Source organism: Streptococcus mitis, from assembly GCF_965111735.1.
Classification (GTDB): domain Bacteria; phylum Bacillota; class Bacilli; order Lactobacillales; family Streptococcaceae; genus Streptococcus; species Streptococcus mitis_DR.
Map to the genome: position 1 here is coordinate 1,558,832 of NZ_OZ217346.1, position 18,221 is coordinate 1,577,052.

At 42.2% G+C, this 18,221-nt stretch carries 16 protein-coding genes; 2 read left to right on the plus strand and 14 right to left on the minus strand.

All coding sequences use genetic code 11. The annotated features are described in order from the left end of the window. The 5 genes from galE to ACLV7W_RS07475 all read right to left on the minus strand — a co-directional run bounded on the left by galE (position 1) and on the right by ACLV7W_RS07475 (position 6,137). Positions 1-1,020 (minus strand): UDP-glucose 4-epimerase GalE, encoded by a 1,020-nt coding sequence (gene galE / locus ACLV7W_RS07455; RefSeq protein ID WP_261011136.1) that lies wholly within the window; start codon positions 1,018-1,020, stop codon positions 1-3. Between the two features lie 98 nt (positions 1,021-1,118). Continuing rightward, positions 1,119-2,222: an NAD(P)/FAD-dependent oxidoreductase gene (locus ACLV7W_RS07460; RefSeq protein ID WP_411865715.1), complete on the minus strand. Its 1,104-nt coding sequence runs from the start codon at positions 2,220-2,222 to the stop codon at positions 1,119-1,121. Between the two features lie 16 nt (positions 2,223-2,238). Continuing rightward, the gene (locus ACLV7W_RS07465) at positions 2,239-3,036 is read right to left on the minus strand and encodes a Nif3-like dinuclear metal center hexameric protein (RefSeq protein WP_049502397.1); all 798 of its coding nucleotides are present in this window, start codon (positions 3,034-3,036) and stop codon (positions 2,239-2,241) included. Next, a complete protein-coding gene (locus tag ACLV7W_RS07470) occupies positions 3,023-3,700 on the minus strand; it encodes a tRNA (adenine(22)-N(1))-methyltransferase (protein ID WP_064275968.1) in 678 nt (225 codons plus the stop codon). Before ACLV7W_RS07470 ends, ACLV7W_RS07465 begins: the two co-directional genes overlap by 14 nt. Positions 3,701-3,800: 100 nt before the next feature. Continuing rightward, entirely contained in the window at positions 3,801-6,137 is a 2,337-nt protein-coding gene (locus ACLV7W_RS07475; RefSeq protein WP_411865938.1) for a cation-translocating P-type ATPase, read from the minus strand. A gap of 132 nt (positions 6,138-6,269) precedes the next feature. On the opposite strand from ACLV7W_RS07475, the gene ACLV7W_RS07480 reads away from it, so the two are divergent. Then, a complete protein-coding gene (locus tag ACLV7W_RS07480) occupies positions 6,270-7,019 on the plus strand; it encodes a lysophospholipid acyltransferase family protein (RefSeq protein ID WP_411865716.1) in 750 nt (249 codons plus the stop codon). Between the two features lie 42 nt (positions 7,020-7,061). Here the strand turns inward: ACLV7W_RS07480 and ACLV7W_RS07485 are convergent, their stop codons facing one another. The 8 genes from ACLV7W_RS07485 to ACLV7W_RS07520 form a co-directional block, all read right to left on the minus strand. Further along, positions 7,062-7,754: an alpha/beta hydrolase-fold protein gene (locus ACLV7W_RS07485; RefSeq protein ID WP_411865717.1), complete on the minus strand. Its 693-nt coding sequence runs from the start codon at positions 7,752-7,754 to the stop codon at positions 7,062-7,064. Beyond that, positions 7,735-8,745: an ABC transporter substrate-binding protein gene (locus ACLV7W_RS07490; RefSeq protein ID WP_411865718.1), complete on the minus strand. Its 1,011-nt coding sequence runs from the start codon at positions 8,743-8,745 to the stop codon at positions 7,735-7,737. Before ACLV7W_RS07490 ends, ACLV7W_RS07485 begins: the two co-directional genes overlap by 20 nt. Before the next feature lie 19 nt (positions 8,746-8,764). Continuing rightward, positions 8,765-9,520 carry an ABC transporter ATP-binding protein gene (locus tag ACLV7W_RS07495; RefSeq protein ID WP_049551329.1) on the minus strand — a complete coding sequence of 252 codons (756 nt, stop codon included), beginning with the start codon at positions 9,518-9,520 and terminating at the stop codon, positions 8,765-8,767. Position 9,521: 1 nt separating this feature from the next. Beyond that, positions 9,522-10,568 (minus strand): FecCD family ABC transporter permease, encoded by a 1,047-nt coding sequence (locus ACLV7W_RS07500; protein ID WP_411865719.1) that lies wholly within the window; start codon positions 10,566-10,568, stop codon positions 9,522-9,524. Between the two features lie 236 nt (positions 10,569-10,804). After that, entirely contained in the window at positions 10,805-11,425 is a 621-nt protein-coding gene (locus ACLV7W_RS07505; protein WP_000531713.1) for a CadD family cadmium resistance transporter, read from the minus strand. Positions 11,426-12,238: 813 nt separating this feature from the next. Beyond that, positions 12,239-12,508 (minus strand): 30S ribosomal protein S15, encoded by a 270-nt coding sequence (rpsO, locus tag ACLV7W_RS07510; RefSeq protein ID WP_001018251.1) that lies wholly within the window; start codon positions 12,506-12,508, stop codon positions 12,239-12,241. Positions 12,509-12,652: 144 nt separating this feature from the next. Further along, complete coding sequence (locus tag ACLV7W_RS07515; RefSeq protein ID WP_411865939.1) at positions 12,653-15,286, minus strand: FtsX-like permease family protein; 2,634 nt, start codon at positions 15,284-15,286, stop codon at positions 12,653-12,655. Beyond that, positions 15,282-15,983, minus strand: coding sequence for an ABC transporter ATP-binding protein (locus tag ACLV7W_RS07520; RefSeq protein ID WP_153209869.1), 702 nt, complete (start codon positions 15,981-15,983; stop codon positions 15,282-15,284). Before ACLV7W_RS07520 ends, ACLV7W_RS07515 begins: the two co-directional genes overlap by 5 nt. A 206-nt stretch (positions 15,984-16,189) precedes the next feature. On the opposite strand from ACLV7W_RS07520, the gene ACLV7W_RS07525 reads away from it, so the two are divergent. Further along, complete coding sequence (locus ACLV7W_RS07525) at positions 16,190-17,446, plus strand: ISL3 family transposase (protein WP_411865720.1); 1,257 nt, start codon at positions 16,190-16,192, stop codon at positions 17,444-17,446. A 71-nt stretch (positions 17,447-17,517) separates the two neighbouring features. On the opposite strand, the gene ACLV7W_RS07530 is transcribed toward ACLV7W_RS07525, so the two are convergent. Continuing rightward, entirely contained in the window at positions 17,518-18,210 is a 693-nt protein-coding gene (locus ACLV7W_RS07530; RefSeq protein WP_000240129.1) for a phosphoglycerate mutase, read from the minus strand. Positions 18,211-18,221 lie beyond the last annotated feature (11 nt).

Consider the following 18,221-nt stretch of genomic DNA (forward strand, 5'->3'; position numbering starts at 1 on the left):
TTAGTCTTCAAATCCATTTGGATGCTTGCTTTGCCAACGCCATGCGTCTTCACACATTTGGGTGATATCTAGTTCTGCTTCCCAATCGAGTTCTGCTTTGGCTTTTGCTGGATCTGAGTAGCAGGCTGCGATGTCACCTGGGCGACGGTCCACAATGCGGTAAGGAATGGGACGTCCCACTGCTTTTTCCATGTTTTGGATAATTTCAAGAACTGAGTAGCCTTTACCTGTTCCAAGGTTATAAACGTTTAGACCTGAACCTTTTTGAATTTTTTTCAAAGCTGCAACGTGACCTTTAGCTAAATCGACAACGTGGATATAGTCACGAACACCAGTTCCGTCTTCCGTATCGTAATCGTCTCCAAACACTTGCACTTGCTCTAATTTCCCAACGGCTACTTGAGTTACATATGGCAAGAGGTTGTTTGGAATACCGTTTGGATTTTCTCCCAAATCACCACTCTCATGGGCTCCGATTGGATTGAAATAACGAAGCAAGACAACATTCCATTCTGAGTCTGCTTTGTAAATATCCGTTAAAATTTCCTCTAGCATAAGCTTAGTGCGACCGTATGGATTGGTCACTGAAAGTGGGAAATCTTCCAAGATTGGCACTGTATGAGGATCTCCATAAACTGTCGCAGAAGAACTGAAAATGATGTTTTTACAGTTGGCTTCTTCCATGACTTTCAAAAGGCTAACAGTTCCTGCGATATTGTTGTCATAATAGGCAAGAGGGATACGGGTAGATTCCCCCACAGCCTTCAAACCAGCAAAGTGAATGACACCCGTTGGTTCTTCTTGCTTGAAAATATCTCTGAGAGTATCCGTATCACGGATATCTGCCTCATAGAAAGGCACTTCAACTCCTGTGATTCTTTCAACAACTTCTAAACTTTTACGGTTGCTGTTGACAAGGTTATCCACCACAACAACCTGATGACCTGCTTGGATTAACTCAATAACAGTGTGGGTTCCGATAAAACCAGCTCCACCCGTTACCAAAATCTTTTCTTGCATCTTCTTTCCTCGATTCTCGGATTTTTTCTTATTTTACCATTTTTGATAGGGAATGTCATTTGCCATCCTAGGGAGTGAGCTAAAATTTCAGTAAAATCTTATTCGCCTTTTACTCGTTTGACATAGTTTTCAATTGGGTAGCTTAGAGGATCCAAGGTCAACTCCTTGTCTTGGATCAGTTGAGCTAGATGGTAACCAATGATAGGACCCGTTGTGAGGCCTGATGAACCTAGGCCACTGGCTGCATAGACACCTTCTAAGCCAGGTACCTGTCCAAAGAAAGGTGAGAAATCACTGGTATAGGCTCGGATTCCTACACGCTCAGCTCTTGAAGTCGCTCTAACTAAAACTGGATAGTGAGGCAAGGCTGCCTCCTCCATTTGTTGGAGTAAGGTTTCATCTACCGTCAAATCAAATCCCATATCATTTTCATGGGTAGCGCCTAGGGATAATTTCCCACCTGCAAAAGGAATCAAATCCCACTCCCCTTCTGGCATAACAACAGGGTAAGCTTCCATGTCTTGGGCAAGTTGATAATCTCGGAGTTGCCCCTTTTGGGGACGAACATCTACTTCATAACCTAAAGGCTCTAACAGATGTCCCAACCAAGCTCCCATCGCCAAAATAACCTGATCAAACACCTCTTCGTCAATCTGGTAACCTGATGCTAAAGGTATCAGAGTCACTTTTTCTTTGACCAGCTTGACGTGACTGGCTTCCAGCAAACGAGTCACTAAAAGTTGGCCATCTACTCTCGCTCCACCAGAAGCATAGAGCAGGTGATCAAATTCCTGCAAGCCAGGGAATAATTCATTAGCTGATGCTGAGTCCAGAATGGCTAATTGCCCTATCAAAGGAGATTCTTCTCTACGCTGGAGGGCTAGTTGATAGAGTTCTTCCAACTTAGTTTCATCCTTTTTCAGGAGAAAGACTCCCGAACGCTGGTAAAAGTCGATTTCTTGTCCTGACTTCTCTAAATCTGCTAATAAATCCACATAAAAGTCAGCCCCCAAGCGCGCCATTTTGTACCAGGCCTTATTGCGGCGTTTGGAAAACCAGGGGCTGATAATTCCTGCTGCGGCCTTAGTAGCCTGACCTTGTCCATGATCAAAGACTGTTACTTCTAGATCACTTTCTTTCGAGAGGTAGTAGGCAGCTGTTGCACCTACAATCCCTGCTCCAATAATGGCAACTTTTTTCATTGTCTTCACCTTCTAACTAGATATGGTGGAAAGGATTGGTCGATGCTTGACTAGGTAAGATATCAATAGTCCAGCCTTTTTCCTCTTTCCATTGATTAAGAAGCTCTGCAATTTTTTCTACAAAAAGCACTTCGATATAGTGACCTGGGTCCAAGGCTAGCAAGCCATCAGACAGCATATCCTGAGCAGTGTGGTAGTAAATATCACCAGTGATATAAACATCTGCCCCCTTTGCCAAAGCATCCTTATAGAAAGACTGCCCGCTACCACCACAGATGGCCACTCTTGAAATAGGCTTCTGCAAATCTCTCTCTTGATAATGCACCAATCGAAGGCTATCTAAACCAAAGACTTGCTTGACATGCTGGGCCAATTCCCCAAATGTCTGAGGCTGAACATTCCCAATACGTCCAATTCCACGTTCAGGACCTGTCTCCTGCAGATAAGTCGTTTCCTCGATACCTAGCATCTGACAGAACCAATCATTGAGGCCATTTTCAACGATGTCAATATTGGTATGGCTGACATAAACTGCGATGTCATGCTTTATCAAATCAATGTAAATCTGATTTTGTGGACGGCTAGCTACCAAATCCTTGATGGGACGGAAAATCGGCGCATGCTTGACAATAATCAAGTCTACACCCTTTTCAATGGCTTCAACCACCGTTTCTTCACGAATATCGAGAGCCACCATGACCCTTTGGATATCCTTGTCTAAAGTACCAATTTGCAGACCACGACTGTCTCCCTCCATGGAAAATTCCTGAGGGCAAAAGGCTTCATACGCATTAATCACTTCACTTGCTAACATGGAGAACCTCCTTGATGGCTTGAATTTTATCTACTAGAACTTGACGTTCTTCCAGATTTTTTTCTGGGATTTGTCCGAGGGCAAACTCTAGCTTAACAGCTTCTTTTTGCCATTTTTGGACAAAGACTGGACTGACCTCTTTGGACAAGAAGGGACCAAAGCGAACATCACTAGCTGATAGCTTCATTTGTCCTGCTTCCACCACCAAAATCTCGTAAAACTTGCCAGCCTCTTCTAAGATACTTTCAGCTACAATCTGAAATTCGTTCTCTTGTAGCCAGATACGCAAGTCGTCTTCACGATTATTGGGTTGGAGGATTAAACGCTCTACATTAGCTAACTTGTCCAAGCCTTCTTCTAAAATCCTGGCAATCAAACGACCACCCATACCAGCAATGGTAATGACCGATACCTTATCTGCCTCTTCAAAGGCTGCCAAGCCATTTGCTAAACGGACTTGGATTTTCTCCTTTAACCCGTGACTTTCAACATTTTTAACCGCGGACTGGTAGGGACCTTCTACAACCTCACCTGCAATGGCACTTTTGATTTGTCCTCTTTCGACCAACTCGATAGGCAGATAAGCATGGTCACTCCCCACATCTAGTAAAATGGCTCCCTGTGGCACAAAGGAAGCCACTAATTCTAATCTCTTTGAAATCATCTTCTCTCACTTTCCAAACTCTATTACCTCTTATTATACCACATTTCAGCTGGCAATCTTGTACCTAAAAAGACCGCAATCCACAGATTGCAGCCTTTCTTTATTTTCTAGCTTGGTAGCGACTGGTCAAAATGAAAATCACGGTAAAGACCAACATCATGACACCATAAACAGGTAATGTTTGTCCTGTTAAGGTTGAAATTTCAAGTAGTTTTTGAATTCTTGGGAAGAGAGCTGTAGCTAGGAAGCCTCCTACTGACCAAACAATCAAGAGGACACGCCATAGGGTAAATGGCATGCAGGCTCTAAATACGGATAAGAAACCAATTGACCCCAAGAGATAATAGAGTAGAGTTGAGATTTCTAACTCAGACCAACCTTGGCTACTTCCAAATATTTTCACAAAAAGAACGCTGAACACAACCATGAGAGCACTTGGTAGAGCACGAAGCATGGATCTTCTGAGGAAGTTTGGCTCAACAGGTTTGATATTTCGCTCAAAAGTCAGAACGAATGGTGGGAAACCTTCCACGAACTGGTCAATCATGGTAATCTGGATCGGAATGAAAGGGAAGATCAAGATCCACTCAGATCGTCCCAGAAGAGCACTGGCGATACAGATAACTGCGAGCAAGAAAGAATAGATGGTCTTTATCAAGAAAATCGGGGCGATATGGGCAATGTTATTGACCACGCGACGACCTTCAAAGAGAATCTCAGGAACATCATTAAAGTCTGAGTTCAAGAGAACCAGATTGGCAATCTGACGCGTCGCCGGATCCCCTTCCGCCATCACGATAGAACAATCCGCCTCACGAAGGGCGAGAATATCATTGACTCCGTCTCCTGTCATAGCTGTTGTATGCCCCGCTTTTTTCAGTGTTTGGATAATGAGTTTCTTTTGATGAGGGGAAACACGTCCGAAAATAGCTGTCTCCTCAGCCATAGTAATCAATTCCTCATCCGTGATTTTCGAGCAATCTACATAGCTATGATAGTCCGCAAAACCAGCCTTCTGGGCAATACTGGACACCGTAACTGGATTGTCACCAGAGATGATCTTGAGACCCACTTCCTGAGAACGGAGATAGTCCAACGTCTCTGCTGCTCCCTCTCGAATCGGATCCAAGATTTCCAGCAGGGCCAGAGCCTGAATATCAGATGGTTTCTGTGGCTTGTGATGGTCTAATTTCTCCTGACTGAGTGCCAAGACCAAGACACGTGATCCTCTCTCTAGAGCCTCTCTGGCTTCTGGGACCTCAGAAGCCAGCAACATCTCAGGCGCCCCTAAAAAAACTGTCCCCAAACCTTCTAACTCTATGGCTCCCCACTTGCGGTCGCTAGAGAAGGGAAGATTGGAAAGCATAGGATAGGCTACCTGACCTTGGAAACGCTGGCGAATAGCTTGAGCTGTTGGATTCTTATCCTCACTATGGGCCATATAGCTTGTCAGGATGCTAGCAATAGCCTCGTCACCATAAGTTTCCGTCAACGGAAGAACAGCCTCTACCTGCATCTTTCCTTGGGTGATGGTGCCCGTCTTGTCCAAACAGAGCATATCCACACGCGCCAAGGTTTCAACAGAGTACATCTCCTGCACCAAAACCTTTTTCAAACCTAGCTTGATAACTGCAGTCAAGAGCGAAGTAATGGTCAAAAGGGCAATTCCCTTAGGTAACATCCCCAAAAGGGCTGTAGACGAGTTTACAACGGACGACTTAAGAGGCAAGCCTTTTAACATCAAGGCTTCTAGCAAGAGAGCCAGACCAAAAGGAATGATAATCTTTCCAGTAAAACCTGCTAACTTGTCCAGCGATTTCATGATACGAGAGTTGATTGGTTTAACGGTCTTGGCTTCCAGCATGAGTTTGGCAGCATAGTTATCAGCCCCAACATGGTGAACTTGAGCCAAAACTGCCCCACTAGCCAAGAAACTTCCTGACAAGAGCAAGGCATCCACTTCCTTTTGCACCAAATCACTTTCTCCCGTTAGCATGGCTTCATTAACCTCCGTAAAGCCTTCCAAAACCAAGGCATCACTAGGAATCTGCTCTCCTGCAGACAAACGAATGACATCTCCTAACACCAATTCTTCAGGATTCAGAGCTACTTCTTGGCCATCACGAATGGTTTTAACCTTTTCCTTGGTCATGAGATTGAGCTTGTCCACCATGTGTTTAGCCCGCAGCTCGGTCACAATCCCAGAAAAAGCGTTAAAACAGATAACGGCAAAGAAGACCAGATTGCTCCAAGCCTGCACAGAGGCTAGTGCCAAAGCAATGGCAAAGTTCAAAGCGTTAAAAAGGGTAAAGACATTTCGTTTAACGATTTGCCAAGTGCTAGTACTGGCCGATGCAGTAAAATCATTGACCAAGCCCTTAGTCTGTCTTTCCTTGACTTCTCTTTGGGTTAATCCCATAATCTTATTTTTATCCATAAATTCTATCATATCATTTTTTCTAAAAGAATTCTAATCTCATCCCAAATATGCATCTGGTCAAGGGAAAAGTTTGCCAGCCCTTCTTTGATAAGGTATAATAATAACAAGAAAATAATCGAAGGAGATCGCATGTTTTATACTTATTTACGTGGATTGGTTGTCTTGCTCCTATGGTCCATCAATGGCAATGCCCACTATCATAATACTGATAAAATTCCTAATCAAGATGAAAATTATATTTTGGTTGCCCCTCACCGTACCTGGTGGGATCCTGTTTACATGGCCTTTGCGACCAAGCCAAAACAGTTCATCTTTATGGCAAAAAAAGAACTCTTTACCAACCGTATCTTTGGATGGTGGATTCGTATGTGTGGTGCCTTTCCTATCGACCGGGAAAATCCTAGCGCCTCTGCCATCAAATACCCTATCAATGTCCTCAAAAAAAGTGACCGCTCTCTCATCATGTTTCCAAGTGGAAGCCGTCACTCAAACGATGTCAAGGGTGGCGTAGCCCTGATTGCCAAAATGGCCAAGGTCCGAATCATGCCTGTTACCTATACAGGTCCTATGACCTTGAAGGGCTTGGTTAGCCGTGAACGTGTCGATATAAACTTTGGAAATCCAATTGATATCTCAGATATCAAGAAAATGAATGATGAGGGCATTGAAACAGTCGCCAATCGTATCCAAGCAGAATTCCAACGTCTGGACCAAGAAACTAAACAATGGCACAATGATAAAAAACCAAACCCACTCTGGTGGTTTATCCGCATTCCTGCTCTTATCCTTGCCATTATCCTCGCTATCCTAACTATCATCTTTAGCTTTATCGCAAGCTTCGTCTGGAATCCAGATAAGAAAAGAGAGGCTCTTGGTTAAAAAATACAACAATCCCTTGGCAAAAGCCAAGGGATAATTCTTTTATTTGATTTTCCATTTTTGGGCCAACCAGCTAGAAAAGGCTAGAAATCGTTCATCCACCTGCTCATGGTGCCCATAGAAATCAAAGACAAACTGGCCAGTCGGATAGTGTTTCTGAAGACTGGTATGGATCTGTTCAGCATAGACCGGTGCTTGAGCCAAGCGATTGCTATGATTGGCTCCTTCTGTTTGCCCATTCTGTAAATACAGCAAACAATCCAAATTTTTCACCTTTTCTTCCTTGCAGTAGGTCACAAAATCAGGATACCAAAAGGAACCGCAGATCGAAAAGACACAGGAAACCTTGTCAAAGCTGAAAAGACTGTAGACTGCCGCCAAACCACCTAGTGAATACCCTCCATAAGCAAGGCGAGTTTCGTCCAGGCGATAAAGCGACTGCAGCTTGTCTAAAAGACCTCCAAATAAATGATCATGATAGGCGTTGGCCTGACCTCTAAAATCTGGAGTCCCATCTCTCAGAGCCGATGTCGCCCAGGGAGTGTAGTCGTCTAAGCGATTTTTGGAAGTCAAGCCCACTAAAATCACAGATTCAGAAAGGGACGATAAGAAGTCCAAGTTTCCATCATTCAAGAGAATCACTGGATAGATTTGATTGGGATCATAAGTCGAAGGAAGGCTGATTTTGACTTGAATTCCTTCCCAATCAAACTCATTATTTATTGATAAAGTCATTGATTTTCTCAAGGGAATCAACCACTGCTGGACCATAGTCCATCAATTCATCGTAAGAGATGTTCATGATTTTTTGATTCTTAATTGCAGGAACGCTTTCCAAAACAGCATTTGCCTTCATCAACTCTACTGCTTTTTCATCCAATTTTTTATTGCGGTCGCTGGTTACATAGATAATCAATTCAGGATCCATTGACACGAGATTTTCCAAGGTCAAGCCTGATGTTCCCGTTGCAACGTTTGTATAACCAAGTTGGTTCAGCAAACTTTCTTGCAAAGCAGACTTGTAGGCACCAAAGGTTTGATCATTATAAGCAACCATAATCAAAGCCTTTTTCTTTTCACCTTGACTTGCTGGGTTTGCTTTCTTAACAGCGTCAATTTTAGTTTGTAATTGTGCTGCGTATTCATTAGCCTTGTCCTGAACATTAAAAATCATTCCAAGATTTTTGACATCTTCTACGATATTCCCCAAATCTTGCTGAATTGTTGAGAGAGAAGCTTTTTGTGTATAAACTGGGATTTTATTTTCATTCCAAGTGCTAACTGTCCCCAAGGACTTTTCAGAAAACATCATGTTTCGACCCATCAAAGCGTCTGGCTCATAAGAAAGGACTGTCTCTTGTGAGACTGTTTTTTTATCCCCGATTTGAGGAATAGTCGCAATCGCGTCCTTGTATTTGTCCGTCACAGCATTGTCTGGATTGAGCATGCCAGCAATTTTATCCTTCAACCCCAACTCCAATAAGATTTCAGTGGTTGAAAGATTGTTTGTAATAACTTTTTCAGGTGTCTTGTCAAAAACTTGTTCGACTTCATTTCCTTTAGCATCATAAGTTTTGATAGTTAGCGGATAAGTCGTCTCTGCGCTCGCCTTTTGACTTGTTTCTGTACTAGACTGTGTGGTAGCCTTTTCTGTAGTAGTGTTACCACAAGCTGCCAAAGTTAAGGTAGCTACTGTCACGAGTAAAATACTGAGTGTTTTTTTCATCTTGTTTTCCTTTTCATTCTTATAAATAGTGAATCATTGCTTGCTGATCCTCGGTCCAAGTCACCTGACTTTGAACTCCGTATACAGTTTGCAATGACTCAGGGGTGATGGTCTCCTTTGGAGTCCCTTGGTAAAGGATTTCTCCCTCTTTCATTAGATAGAGATAATCTGAATAGCGACAAGCAAGTTGAATATCATGCAGGACAGCTAGAACATTGACCTTGAGATTCTTCACAATGGCCAACAAGTCTAGCTGATACTTGATATCCAAGTGATTGGTTGGCTCGTCCAGGAGCAAGAGAGTCGGTTCTTGCACCAAGGCGCGGGCTAGTAAGACTCGCTGTTTCTCTCCCCCTGACAGAGACGAATAGAGACGAGTTTTCTTCTCAAGCATATCCACCTTGACGAGGGCATCTTGAACGAGCGCATAATCCCTTTCCCTTTCCTTCTGTAAAAAAGAGAGGTGGGGAGTTCTTCCCAGCAAGACGATTTCTTCAACTGTACAATCAAACTGCAGTTGGTTAAACTGGGTCACAACTGCCATTTGCTTGGCTGTTTCTTTGAGTGACCAATGATCCAGCGGCTTTCCATCTAGGCTTATCAAGCCTTTGTCCGCCTTTTCCTGACGATAGAGGAGTTTAAGCAAGCTGGTTTTTCCGCTTCCATTTGGTCCTAATATCGTGTGAAATTGATTCCCCTCAACCTTAAGAGAGACTCCTTTGAGGATTTTTTTCTCTCCTAGTCCAAAATGGATATCCTGACAAATCAAGTCCATATCAGACCCTCACCTCCCTTCGCCTACCTCCAACAATATAGATAAAGAAGGGAGCACCTACTAAGGCTGTGAAAATACCAATAGGAAGCTCTGCGTTTGGAATGATGATACGAGAGAGTACGTCTGCCCAGATGACAAAGAGGGAACCCATCAAGGTTGCAACAGGAAAAAGCCTCTTGTAATTCGTTCCTACTAACCCTCGAGCTAAGTGAGGAGTAATTAGACCAACAAATCCAATAATCCCACAGGTTGCCACTAAGACTGCTGTCAGCACAGCCACCATTGTCACATAAAGATACCAATAAAAGCGTAAGGGAATCCCCAAAGTTAAAGCAGCCTCATCTCCCATCATCATCGCATTGAAAACACGATACTGAGTAGAGAAAAATAGAAAGGCTATTCCTACTACTATAGTTGGCAGGACCAAGTCTGCCCAGGTAGTCCCAGCAAGCGAGCCCATGGTCCAAAACTTAATGGTCATCACACTGTCCGCATTAGCACCAACTGAGATAATAAAGTTTGAAAAAGCCAGAAAGAGAGCATTGACCACCGTTCCTGATAAAATCAGACTAGAAGTCGTCATCCTTCCCTGCATAGAGGCAATGATGAGGACAGAAATTGTTGCCAAAATAGCTCCAAGAAAAGCTCCAAGGCTAATCATCACTTTTAAACCAAGAATGATGCTCAAAGTTGCCCCTAGAGTTGCACCCGCAGATATTCCTAAGACATAAGGCTCAGCGATGGGATTGTTCACTGTGGACTGCATCACGCTACCACACATAGAAAGGCCTGCTCCCACTATCAGACCTAACAATACTCGGGGAAATCTCATGTTCCATACAATGACAAGAGTGGACTTGGAAACCTCTCCTATCTCAAGAGGAAATCCTAATCTGCTCAAAATAATCCGATAGGTATCTCCTAGATCAATTGCAACAGATCCCATTGAAACTGCTAGAAAGAGAGAAATCCCTAAAGTAGCTAGCAAAATAACTAAAAGTAACACAAATTGCTGGTCTTGTCGGCTTCCAGAAAATTTGGAAAGCATGCAAACCTCCTATGATAGAATCTTAAAAATTTAGAAAATTCTCATGAAAAAGTATACCATATTTTCAACTGCGTAACAAGATGAGAACAAATGAATATAGTTGGTTTTATTGTGCTAGGAACCGTAACCGAAGATTAAACTTGAGTATGTCGAGGTAAGGTGACAACATAAAAAGCCCTCTGAAAATCAGAGAGCCAATTTGAGCTCGGGATAAAATCCTAGTGAAACAAAAAAATCTACACGGTCAGAAAAGTCTCTATCGTGCCATTTTCATACATGATGTATAGTCCAAGTAGAATGAATACTAAGGGCACAATGATTCGCTCGTATTTTTCAATTGTCTCGAATATTAACGGAATAGAGGATAACACCCGACTAATCTCGCATAAGATAATTATGCCGATTACAAACACAAGCAACGCCACGAGGGTCTGTGACCAATCTAACGAAGCAAAATAAGGTATATAGATACCTAAATTATCTCCGCCAGACGCAATTGTCAGCAATGTAACTGTCCAAAACAGTTGATTTGCCTTGCTTTGTTCTAATCTTTCAATAATTTCTTCCTCTTCTTCCTCTTCTTCCTCACCTTCTCCAACAATTGCAAAGCGAATCCCTAAATAGATAGGGATTAAACCAAGCAATCCAACCATCCATTCTTCAGGCACGAAATTAACGACATAAGCAGCAACTAAACTCGCCCCTACAAGTAAGCCTGTGCCTAGATATTGCCCCGCATAAATATGCCATTTTTGTTTATTCTGTGATAGCTGTGCAAATAAAATAAATAAAATAATTAAATAATCGATACTGGTGGAAATATAAACACCAATAGCAGATATGATTGTCTGTCCCATAAAAACCTCCTGTATTAGTCAGTAATAAATCAGCAGATTTTAGGAGAGCACAGACACATTAATTTAGCTATCGCTAGTGGGTAATGTCGAACATAGGAAAGCATTTTACTCCTCCTCAAAACGTAGTTACAAAGTAATTTCTAACTGGAATTCAGTAACTACTTCCATGTAGAGTATAACATACTATACTTTACTTCGTAAAGTGTGGGCTCTCCGAAGGGGCTTGCAGACAGCTACTCGGCTTTTCAAGCCGAGTAGCTACGCACCTTTATGGTGTAATTAGCTGATACCATTTGAGGTTTTTGTAGTCTCCAAAATTGTGACCGATAAAACCTCAATAAAAAAGCCCTCTGAAGTCCGAGAGCTGATTTGAGCCCGGGCTAAAATCCTAGTGAAAAAGATGAAACTCCTTGTGTTCATCGAACACGGTGTCGTTTCCCTATTTTCATACGGATTTCTTACGCCCTTAGCATCATGATTCTTGCTGGATAAAACGTTTATAGACTAGACGGCGAGGAGAAGAATGTACGAAACTTTCAGTGAAACAAAAAAATCTCCCCGAAGGAAGATCATTCTGGTTTATTTTACCTTACAGTGCTAGGAACCGTAACCAAAGATTATACTTGAGCATATCAAGGTAAGGTGACAAAAGTAAAAAAGCTACCCAATTTAGAGTAGCTTCATTATCAAGATATGCTCAATTGAACACGGCCTAAGCACTTGGCAAAAAAGATAAAATTTCCTAGAAACTGAAGTTTCTTCGTCAATTTTCCTATTTTTGCTTTGTGCTTTTGACGGCCTTTGTATCTTGAATTAGCGACGAAGTCCTAGAGAGTTGATCAACTCACGGTAACGGTTAACGTCGTTTTTACGCAAGTATGCAAGCAAGTTACGACGGCGACCGATTTTTTTCATCAATCCACGGTAAGTAGCGTGGTCTTTTTTGTGTTGTTTGATGTGTTCGTTAAGGTGGTTGATTTCCCAAGTAAGGACAGCAACTTGAACCTCTACTGAACCTGTATCACCTTCGTGACGTGCATATTGTGCGATGATTTCATTTTTTTTCTCTTTTGAGATTGCCATGATGTTTCTCCTTTTTATTTGGCTTCATCCGAGTGACAGGTTGGCATGCCTGTAACCAAGAAGAAGTTATTTGTCTTTACGACAGTTCTTATTCTACCAAGAAGCAGAGACTTTGTCAACAGATTTACTTTTTAAAAACTTGATTTACTCTACTGATTTCAGGGATTCAAGCATATCCACCTTTCTCAAGTGGTGATTGACAAAGAGACCCAGTAAGACTAAGATCACAGTCACTGCGACGATTGGAAGAGCATAGACTTCCCAGCTGACTCGTGGATAAAAAAGTATGGTGGCAGGTGAGATCATTTGAATCAAAAATTGATGTAAATAGTAGCCAGCTACCAAACCGAGAACCTTGATGGTCGAAAGTTCACGGATACGTTCTGCCACATTGATATTGGTGAGATTGTAAAGAATGACAATGGCTAGCAAGACGGAAACAAGGATAAGGATTGCCATGGTTTTATTGAGAGAATTGGCTACAGATTCAAAGAGGTGGATAGCCGTTGCATTTTGGACCACCCCAGAAACAGCAGTTTTTTTCATAAAGGCCGCAGCTTCTTTCTCCGTATTGGATGGTGTTGGCTCTTTTAATTTTACTAGGTAGGTATTGTCTTTCGGACTGGTACCGTAGACTTGTTCGTATGTCGCTCGGTTGAGATAAACAAAGTGTCCAACATAGTTTTCAGAAATAGCCGCGACCCTAATTTCTTTTCCATCAAGCTCCAGCTTATCTCCAACCGTAACACCTGCTAGTTGAGCTAGTTTTTGACTCACGACGGCTCCATCTATGACCTGCACCTCTTGGCCATTTTCCTCTAATGCGATAAAGGGTTTAAAATTTTCTCTGCTTGTGACCATTATGGTGATAGTCTGAAGTCCTGCTTTTCCTTTGAAATCTTTTTCAATGGATTTAGAATAGATTTTTTGGTAAGCATGGATAGGCTCAGATTGCAAGGCACTTTCTAGGTCTGCTTTTTCTTTCTCCGCTACACTGCTCTTTTCCGCTACAATCATCTGGTATTGCTGGATTTGTTCAAATTGACGCTCGACAACTCCTCCCACAGAAGACTGAATGCCAAGACCTGCAAATAGGAGAGCAACCGAACCCGCAACTCCAAAAATGGTCATCAACATCCGTTGCTTATAACGGAAGATATTTCGCGCCGTAACCTTATGAGTGAAGCTCAAACGACTCCAAATAAAGTTCAGGCGTTCCAGCAAAATCTTTGATCCTTTAACAGGAGGTTTGGGCAGCAAAAGTTGGGCTGCTTCATCGTGCAATTCCCTCCGTGCCACTAGATAAGCCGGTAAGAAACTGGATACCCAACTTAAGGCCAGGGCAAGAAGGCTATAAGACCAATAGAAATACTCCTGACTTTTCCCAACGACCATTCCAGCTGTTATAACATCCGAAATCACGCCTGCAAGGAGATAATGTCCTAGAAGCGTTCCTAAAACGGTTCCCACAGTTCCTGCAAGAAAACCATAGAGGACAAACTTGGCAACAATATCTTTATTCTGGTAACCTAGGGCCTTGAAAATACCAGCATTGGTACGCTCTTCATCCACAAAGCGAGTCATAGTTGTAAAGGTTACCATTGCAGCAACCATAAAAAGCACCACGGGAAAGATATTCCCGACAGAACGAATACTTGCTGAAGCGTTATTGTACATGAGATAGCCTTGACCACCTGGCATGGTTTGGCGGTTGTATACATGGTAAGTAGGCTCTGCCAGTTCATCAAGCTCTTTCTGGTGTTGTTCAAGCTTCTCTTTTTCCTTGGCTAGATTACTCTCTGTCTGAGCCTTTTTTTCTTTTTCTGTAGCCAATTCTTCCTTAGCTTTTGTCAATTGCTCCTTGGCTTGACTCTTTTGAGGCTCAGGCAAAGCGGTCACTTGTTCTTCTTGCGTTTTCAATCGACTTTCAGCATGTTCTAACTGACTCTTGCCTTTTTGAAGGTTACTTTCAGCTGTTTGGAGTTCTACTTTTCCCTCTTCCAAGCTCTTTTGCCCATTTGTTTTGATGCTTGCCAATCGTTTTTGACCATTATCAGCCAGCAAGTCTTGCAATGCTTCCTGATGTTGATCTCGTTTGCTTCTATAGTCTGATGAAAAAGCATCCAAATTTTTTAAATCATCATAGCGCACACGCGCAATACTATACACTTCTGTATCAAACTGACTGGCTACAATCACTCCATAGCCAGCCAAGCTTCCATTTCCACTACTAGCCCCTCCCAAGTCTTCTTGAGAAAGTATCTCACCCGACTGAACAAATCCAGTAATGGTGAAAGATTGGGATTTTATGACGGTCTTCCCTTCTTCTTTCTTACTAAAGGTGATAGTCTGCCCAATCTGATAGCGGTCTTTCCAGAAATCTGCCAAGGCAATTTCCTCATCAGCTTCTGGCAGTCGCCCTTCTGTCACTTGAAAAGTTGAAATTCCCTCTGGCTTAGAATAAAGTCGAACCGCTTCTTCACTATTTTCAACGGTTAGGTCTGCCATATAGCCAAACTCAACACTTGCCCCTTGAAGGGTCTTTAGTTCGTCTTGATCCTTTTTATCCAAGCCATAATCAGCTATCACGGCCAGATCCAAGGTATTTGCTTTACGAAGATAATCTTCTGCCGTACGTTCCATATTTGGACTAGTCACTTTGAGGCCAACTAGGGCTAAAGAACCCAGCATCATCAAGGTCAAGATAGATAAAAAGCGTCCCTTGGAAGCAGTCACCGACTGGAGCAAGTCTTTTCGGTATGTTTTTTTCATGCTAATACTCCAATGTATCGATAGCCTGTGGATGCTCATTGATTGTTACTCTCATAACAGTCGCATCACGCATGTGAATCACCCGATCAGCAATGGGCGCTAGCGCGCTATTATGGGTCACGATAATCACCGTCGCTCCCTTTTGACGAGACATGTCTTGGAGAATTTTCAAAACCTGCTTACCCGTCTGATAATCCAAGGCTCCAGTAGGCTCATCACAGAGGAGAATTTTAGGATTTTTGGCTACAGCGCGTGCAATGGAGACTCGCTGTTGCTCCCCTCCAGAAAGCTGGGCTGGAAAGTTATTAAGACGATGAGCCAGACCTACATCTGTCAAGACCTGCTCAGGATCCAAGGCATCTGTTACGATTTCAGAAGCCAGTTCCACATTTTCCTTAGCGGTTAGATTGGAAACTAGATTATAAAACTGAAAAACAAAACCGACATCATTGCGGCGGTAATTGGTTCTCTGGTGGGAATTGTAGTCTGCAATATTTGCACCATCAATCCAGATTTCCCCCTCATCATTGGTATCCATTCCCCCAAGAAGGTTAAGAACCGTTGACTTGCCCGCACCAGATGCACCTAGAATGATAACCAATTCACCCTTTTCAATCTCAAAATTCACATCGCGATTAGCCACAATCTCCGTATCCCCAACCTGATAACGCTTGTAACAGTGTTTCATCTCAATATAAGCCATCATCAACCTCACTTTCTTTAACTACTTCTTAATATCATTATAACGCTTTTTCGAAGAGTTGGATACTAGAATAAAAAAAACCGGCTCTATAATATTTGTAGTGGGTAAATCCCCTATAGATATTATGGAGCCTATTTTGTTGTAGAAAAAAAGTCCCATATCATCTATAATGAAAAGCGACAAAACAACTCATTAGAAAGAATCATATGGAACAATTACATTTTATCACAAAACTGCTAGATATCAAAGACCCTAATATCCAATTTATGGACATCATCAATAAGGATACACTCAGGGAAATCATCGCCAAACTGAACTACGACGCCCCATCTTGCCCTGAGTGCGGAAGTCAAATGAAGAAATATGACTTTCAAAAACCGTCTAAGATTCCTTACCTTGAAACGACTGGTATGGCTACTAGAATTCTCCTTAAAAAACGCCGTTTTAAGTGCTATCAGTGCTCGAAAATGGCGGTCGCTGAGACTCCTCTAGTAAAGAAAAATCATCAAATCCCTCGTATCATCAACCAAAAAATTGCTCAGAAGCTGATTGAAAAGACTTCTTTGACCGATATTGCTCATCAGCTGTCCATTTCAACTTCAACTGTCATTCGCAAGCTCAATGACTTCCGTTTTAAGCATGATTTTTCTCATCTTCCAGAGATTATGTCTTGGGATGAGTACTCCTTTACAAAGGGAAAAATGAGTTTCATTGCACAAGATTTTGAAAAGCTCAATATCACCGCTGTTCTTGAAGGTAGAACACAAGCTATTATCCGAAATCACTTTCTTAAATATGATAGGGCAGTCCGATGTCGAGTGAAAATCATTACTATGGATATGTTTAGTCCCTACTATGACTTGGCTAGAAAACTTTTTCCGTGTGCTAAAATCGTTCTAGATCGTTTCCATATTGTACAACATCTAAGCCGTGCTATGAGTCGTGTGCGCGTCCAAATCATAAATCAGTTTGAACGAAAATCCCATGAATACAAGGCTATCAAACGCTACTGGAAACTCATCCAACAAGATAGTCGAAAACTCAGCTATAAACGTTTCTATCGCCCTACTTTTCGCATGCACTTGACGAATAAAGAAATTCTAGACAAGCTTTTGAGCTATTCAGAAGACTTGAAACACCACTACCATCTCTATCAACTCTTGCTGTTTCACTTTCAGGACAAGAAGCCTGACAAATTTTTCGGACTCATTGAGGACAATATAAAGCAGGTTCATCCTCTTTTTCATACTGTTTTTAAAACCTTTCTAAAGGACAAAGAGAAAATTGTCAACGCCCTTCAACTACCCTATTCCAACGCCAAACTGGAAGCCACCAATAATCTCATCAAACTTATCAAGCGCAATGCCTTTGGATTTCGGAACTTTGAAAACTTCAAAAAACGGATTTTCATCGCTCTAAATATCAAAAAAGAAAGGACGAAATTTGTCCTTTCTAGATCTTAGCTTTTCTTCAACCTACTACAGTTGACAAAGAGCCGAAAAACCTAGGTATTCCTAGGCTTTCTTTTTACAAATTATTTTCCAAGGTAGTATTCAGAAACGACGTTCAATTTTTCGTCGAATTCGAATACCAATGGTGGGAAGTTAGGGATTTCCACGTCCATGATTTCGTCATCTGACAAACCTTTGATGTGTTTTACAAGGGCACGGATTGAGTTACCGTGAGCTCCTACGAATACGTTTTTACCATCTTTAAGAGCTGGAGCGATTTTATCTTCCCAGAATGGAAGGGCACGTTCCAAAGTCACTTTCAAGTTTTCAGCATCTGGAATAACTGAATCGTCAAGTGAAGCGTAACGACGGTCAGTGTGAGCTGAATGCTCATCATCACGATCCATGTTTGGAGGCAATACATCGTATGAACGACGCCAGATGTGAACTTGCTCATCACCAAATTGTTCAGCAGCTTCAGCTTTGTTTTTACCAGTCAAACCACCGTAGTGACGTTCGTTCAAGCGCCATGATTTTTCAACTGGAACCCACAATTGGTCAGAAGCTTCAAGAGCCAAGTTCGTTGTTTTGATAGCACGTTTCAATACTGAAGTGTAAGCTTGGTCAAATTCGATACCAGCTTCTTTGATCAATTTACCAGCGTCAATCGCTTGTTGTGTACCTTTTTCAGACAAATCAACATCAGCCCAACCAGTGAAAAGGTTAGCTTTGTTCCATTCAGACTCACCGTGGCGAGCAAAAACCAATTTTACCATTAGATGGATTC

What these genes read in the sequence shown, in the direction of transcription:
- rpsO (WP_001018251.1), bottom strand. Translation starts at nt 12,508, where the DNA reads ATGGCAATCTCAAAAGAGAAAAAAAATGAAATCATCGCACAATATGCA.
- ACLV7W_RS07470 (WP_064275968.1), bottom strand. Translation starts at nt 3,700, where the DNA reads ATGATTTCAAAGAGATTAGAATTAGTGGCTTCCTTTGTGCCACAGGGA.
- ACLV7W_RS07525 (WP_411865720.1), top strand. Translation starts at nt 16,190, where the DNA reads ATGGAACAATTACATTTTATCACAAAACTGCTAGATATCAAAGACCCT.
- ACLV7W_RS07530 (WP_000240129.1), bottom strand. Translation starts at nt 18,210, where the DNA reads ATGGTAAAATTGGTTTTTGCTCGCCACGGTGAGTCTGAATGGAACAAA.
- ACLV7W_RS07495 (WP_049551329.1), bottom strand. Translation starts at nt 9,520, where the DNA reads ATGGACTTGATTTGTCAGGATATCCATTTTGGACTAGGAGAGAAAAAA.
- galE (WP_261011136.1), bottom strand. Translation starts at nt 1,020, where the DNA reads ATGCAAGAAAAGATTTTGGTAACGGGTGGAGCTGGTTTTATCGGAACC.
- ACLV7W_RS07475 (WP_411865938.1), bottom strand. Translation starts at nt 6,137, where the DNA reads ATGGATAAAAATAAGATTATGGGATTAACCCAAAGAGAAGTCAAGGAA.
- ACLV7W_RS07480 (WP_411865716.1), top strand. Translation starts at nt 6,270, where the DNA reads ATGTTTTATACTTATTTACGTGGATTGGTTGTCTTGCTCCTATGGTCC.
- ACLV7W_RS07520 (WP_153209869.1), bottom strand. Translation starts at nt 15,983, where the DNA reads ATGGCTTATATTGAGATGAAACACTGTTACAAGCGTTATCAGGTTGGG.
- ACLV7W_RS07485 (WP_411865717.1), bottom strand. Translation starts at nt 7,754, where the DNA reads ATGACTTTATCAATAAATAATGAGTTTGATTGGGAAGGAATTCAAGTC.
- ACLV7W_RS07500 (WP_411865719.1), bottom strand. Translation starts at nt 10,568, where the DNA reads ATGCTTTCCAAATTTTCTGGAAGCCGACAAGACCAGCAATTTGTGTTA.
- ACLV7W_RS07460 (WP_411865715.1), bottom strand. Translation starts at nt 2,222, where the DNA reads ATGAAAAAAGTTGCCATTATTGGAGCAGGGATTGTAGGTGCAACAGCT.
- ACLV7W_RS07465 (WP_049502397.1), bottom strand. Translation starts at nt 3,036, where the DNA reads ATGTTAGCAAGTGAAGTGATTAATGCGTATGAAGCCTTTTGCCCTCAG.
- ACLV7W_RS07505 (WP_000531713.1), bottom strand. Translation starts at nt 11,425, where the DNA reads ATGGGACAGACAATCATATCTGCTATTGGTGTTTATATTTCCACCAGT.
- ACLV7W_RS07490 (WP_411865718.1), bottom strand. Translation starts at nt 8,745, where the DNA reads ATGAAAAAAACACTCAGTATTTTACTCGTGACAGTAGCTACCTTAACT.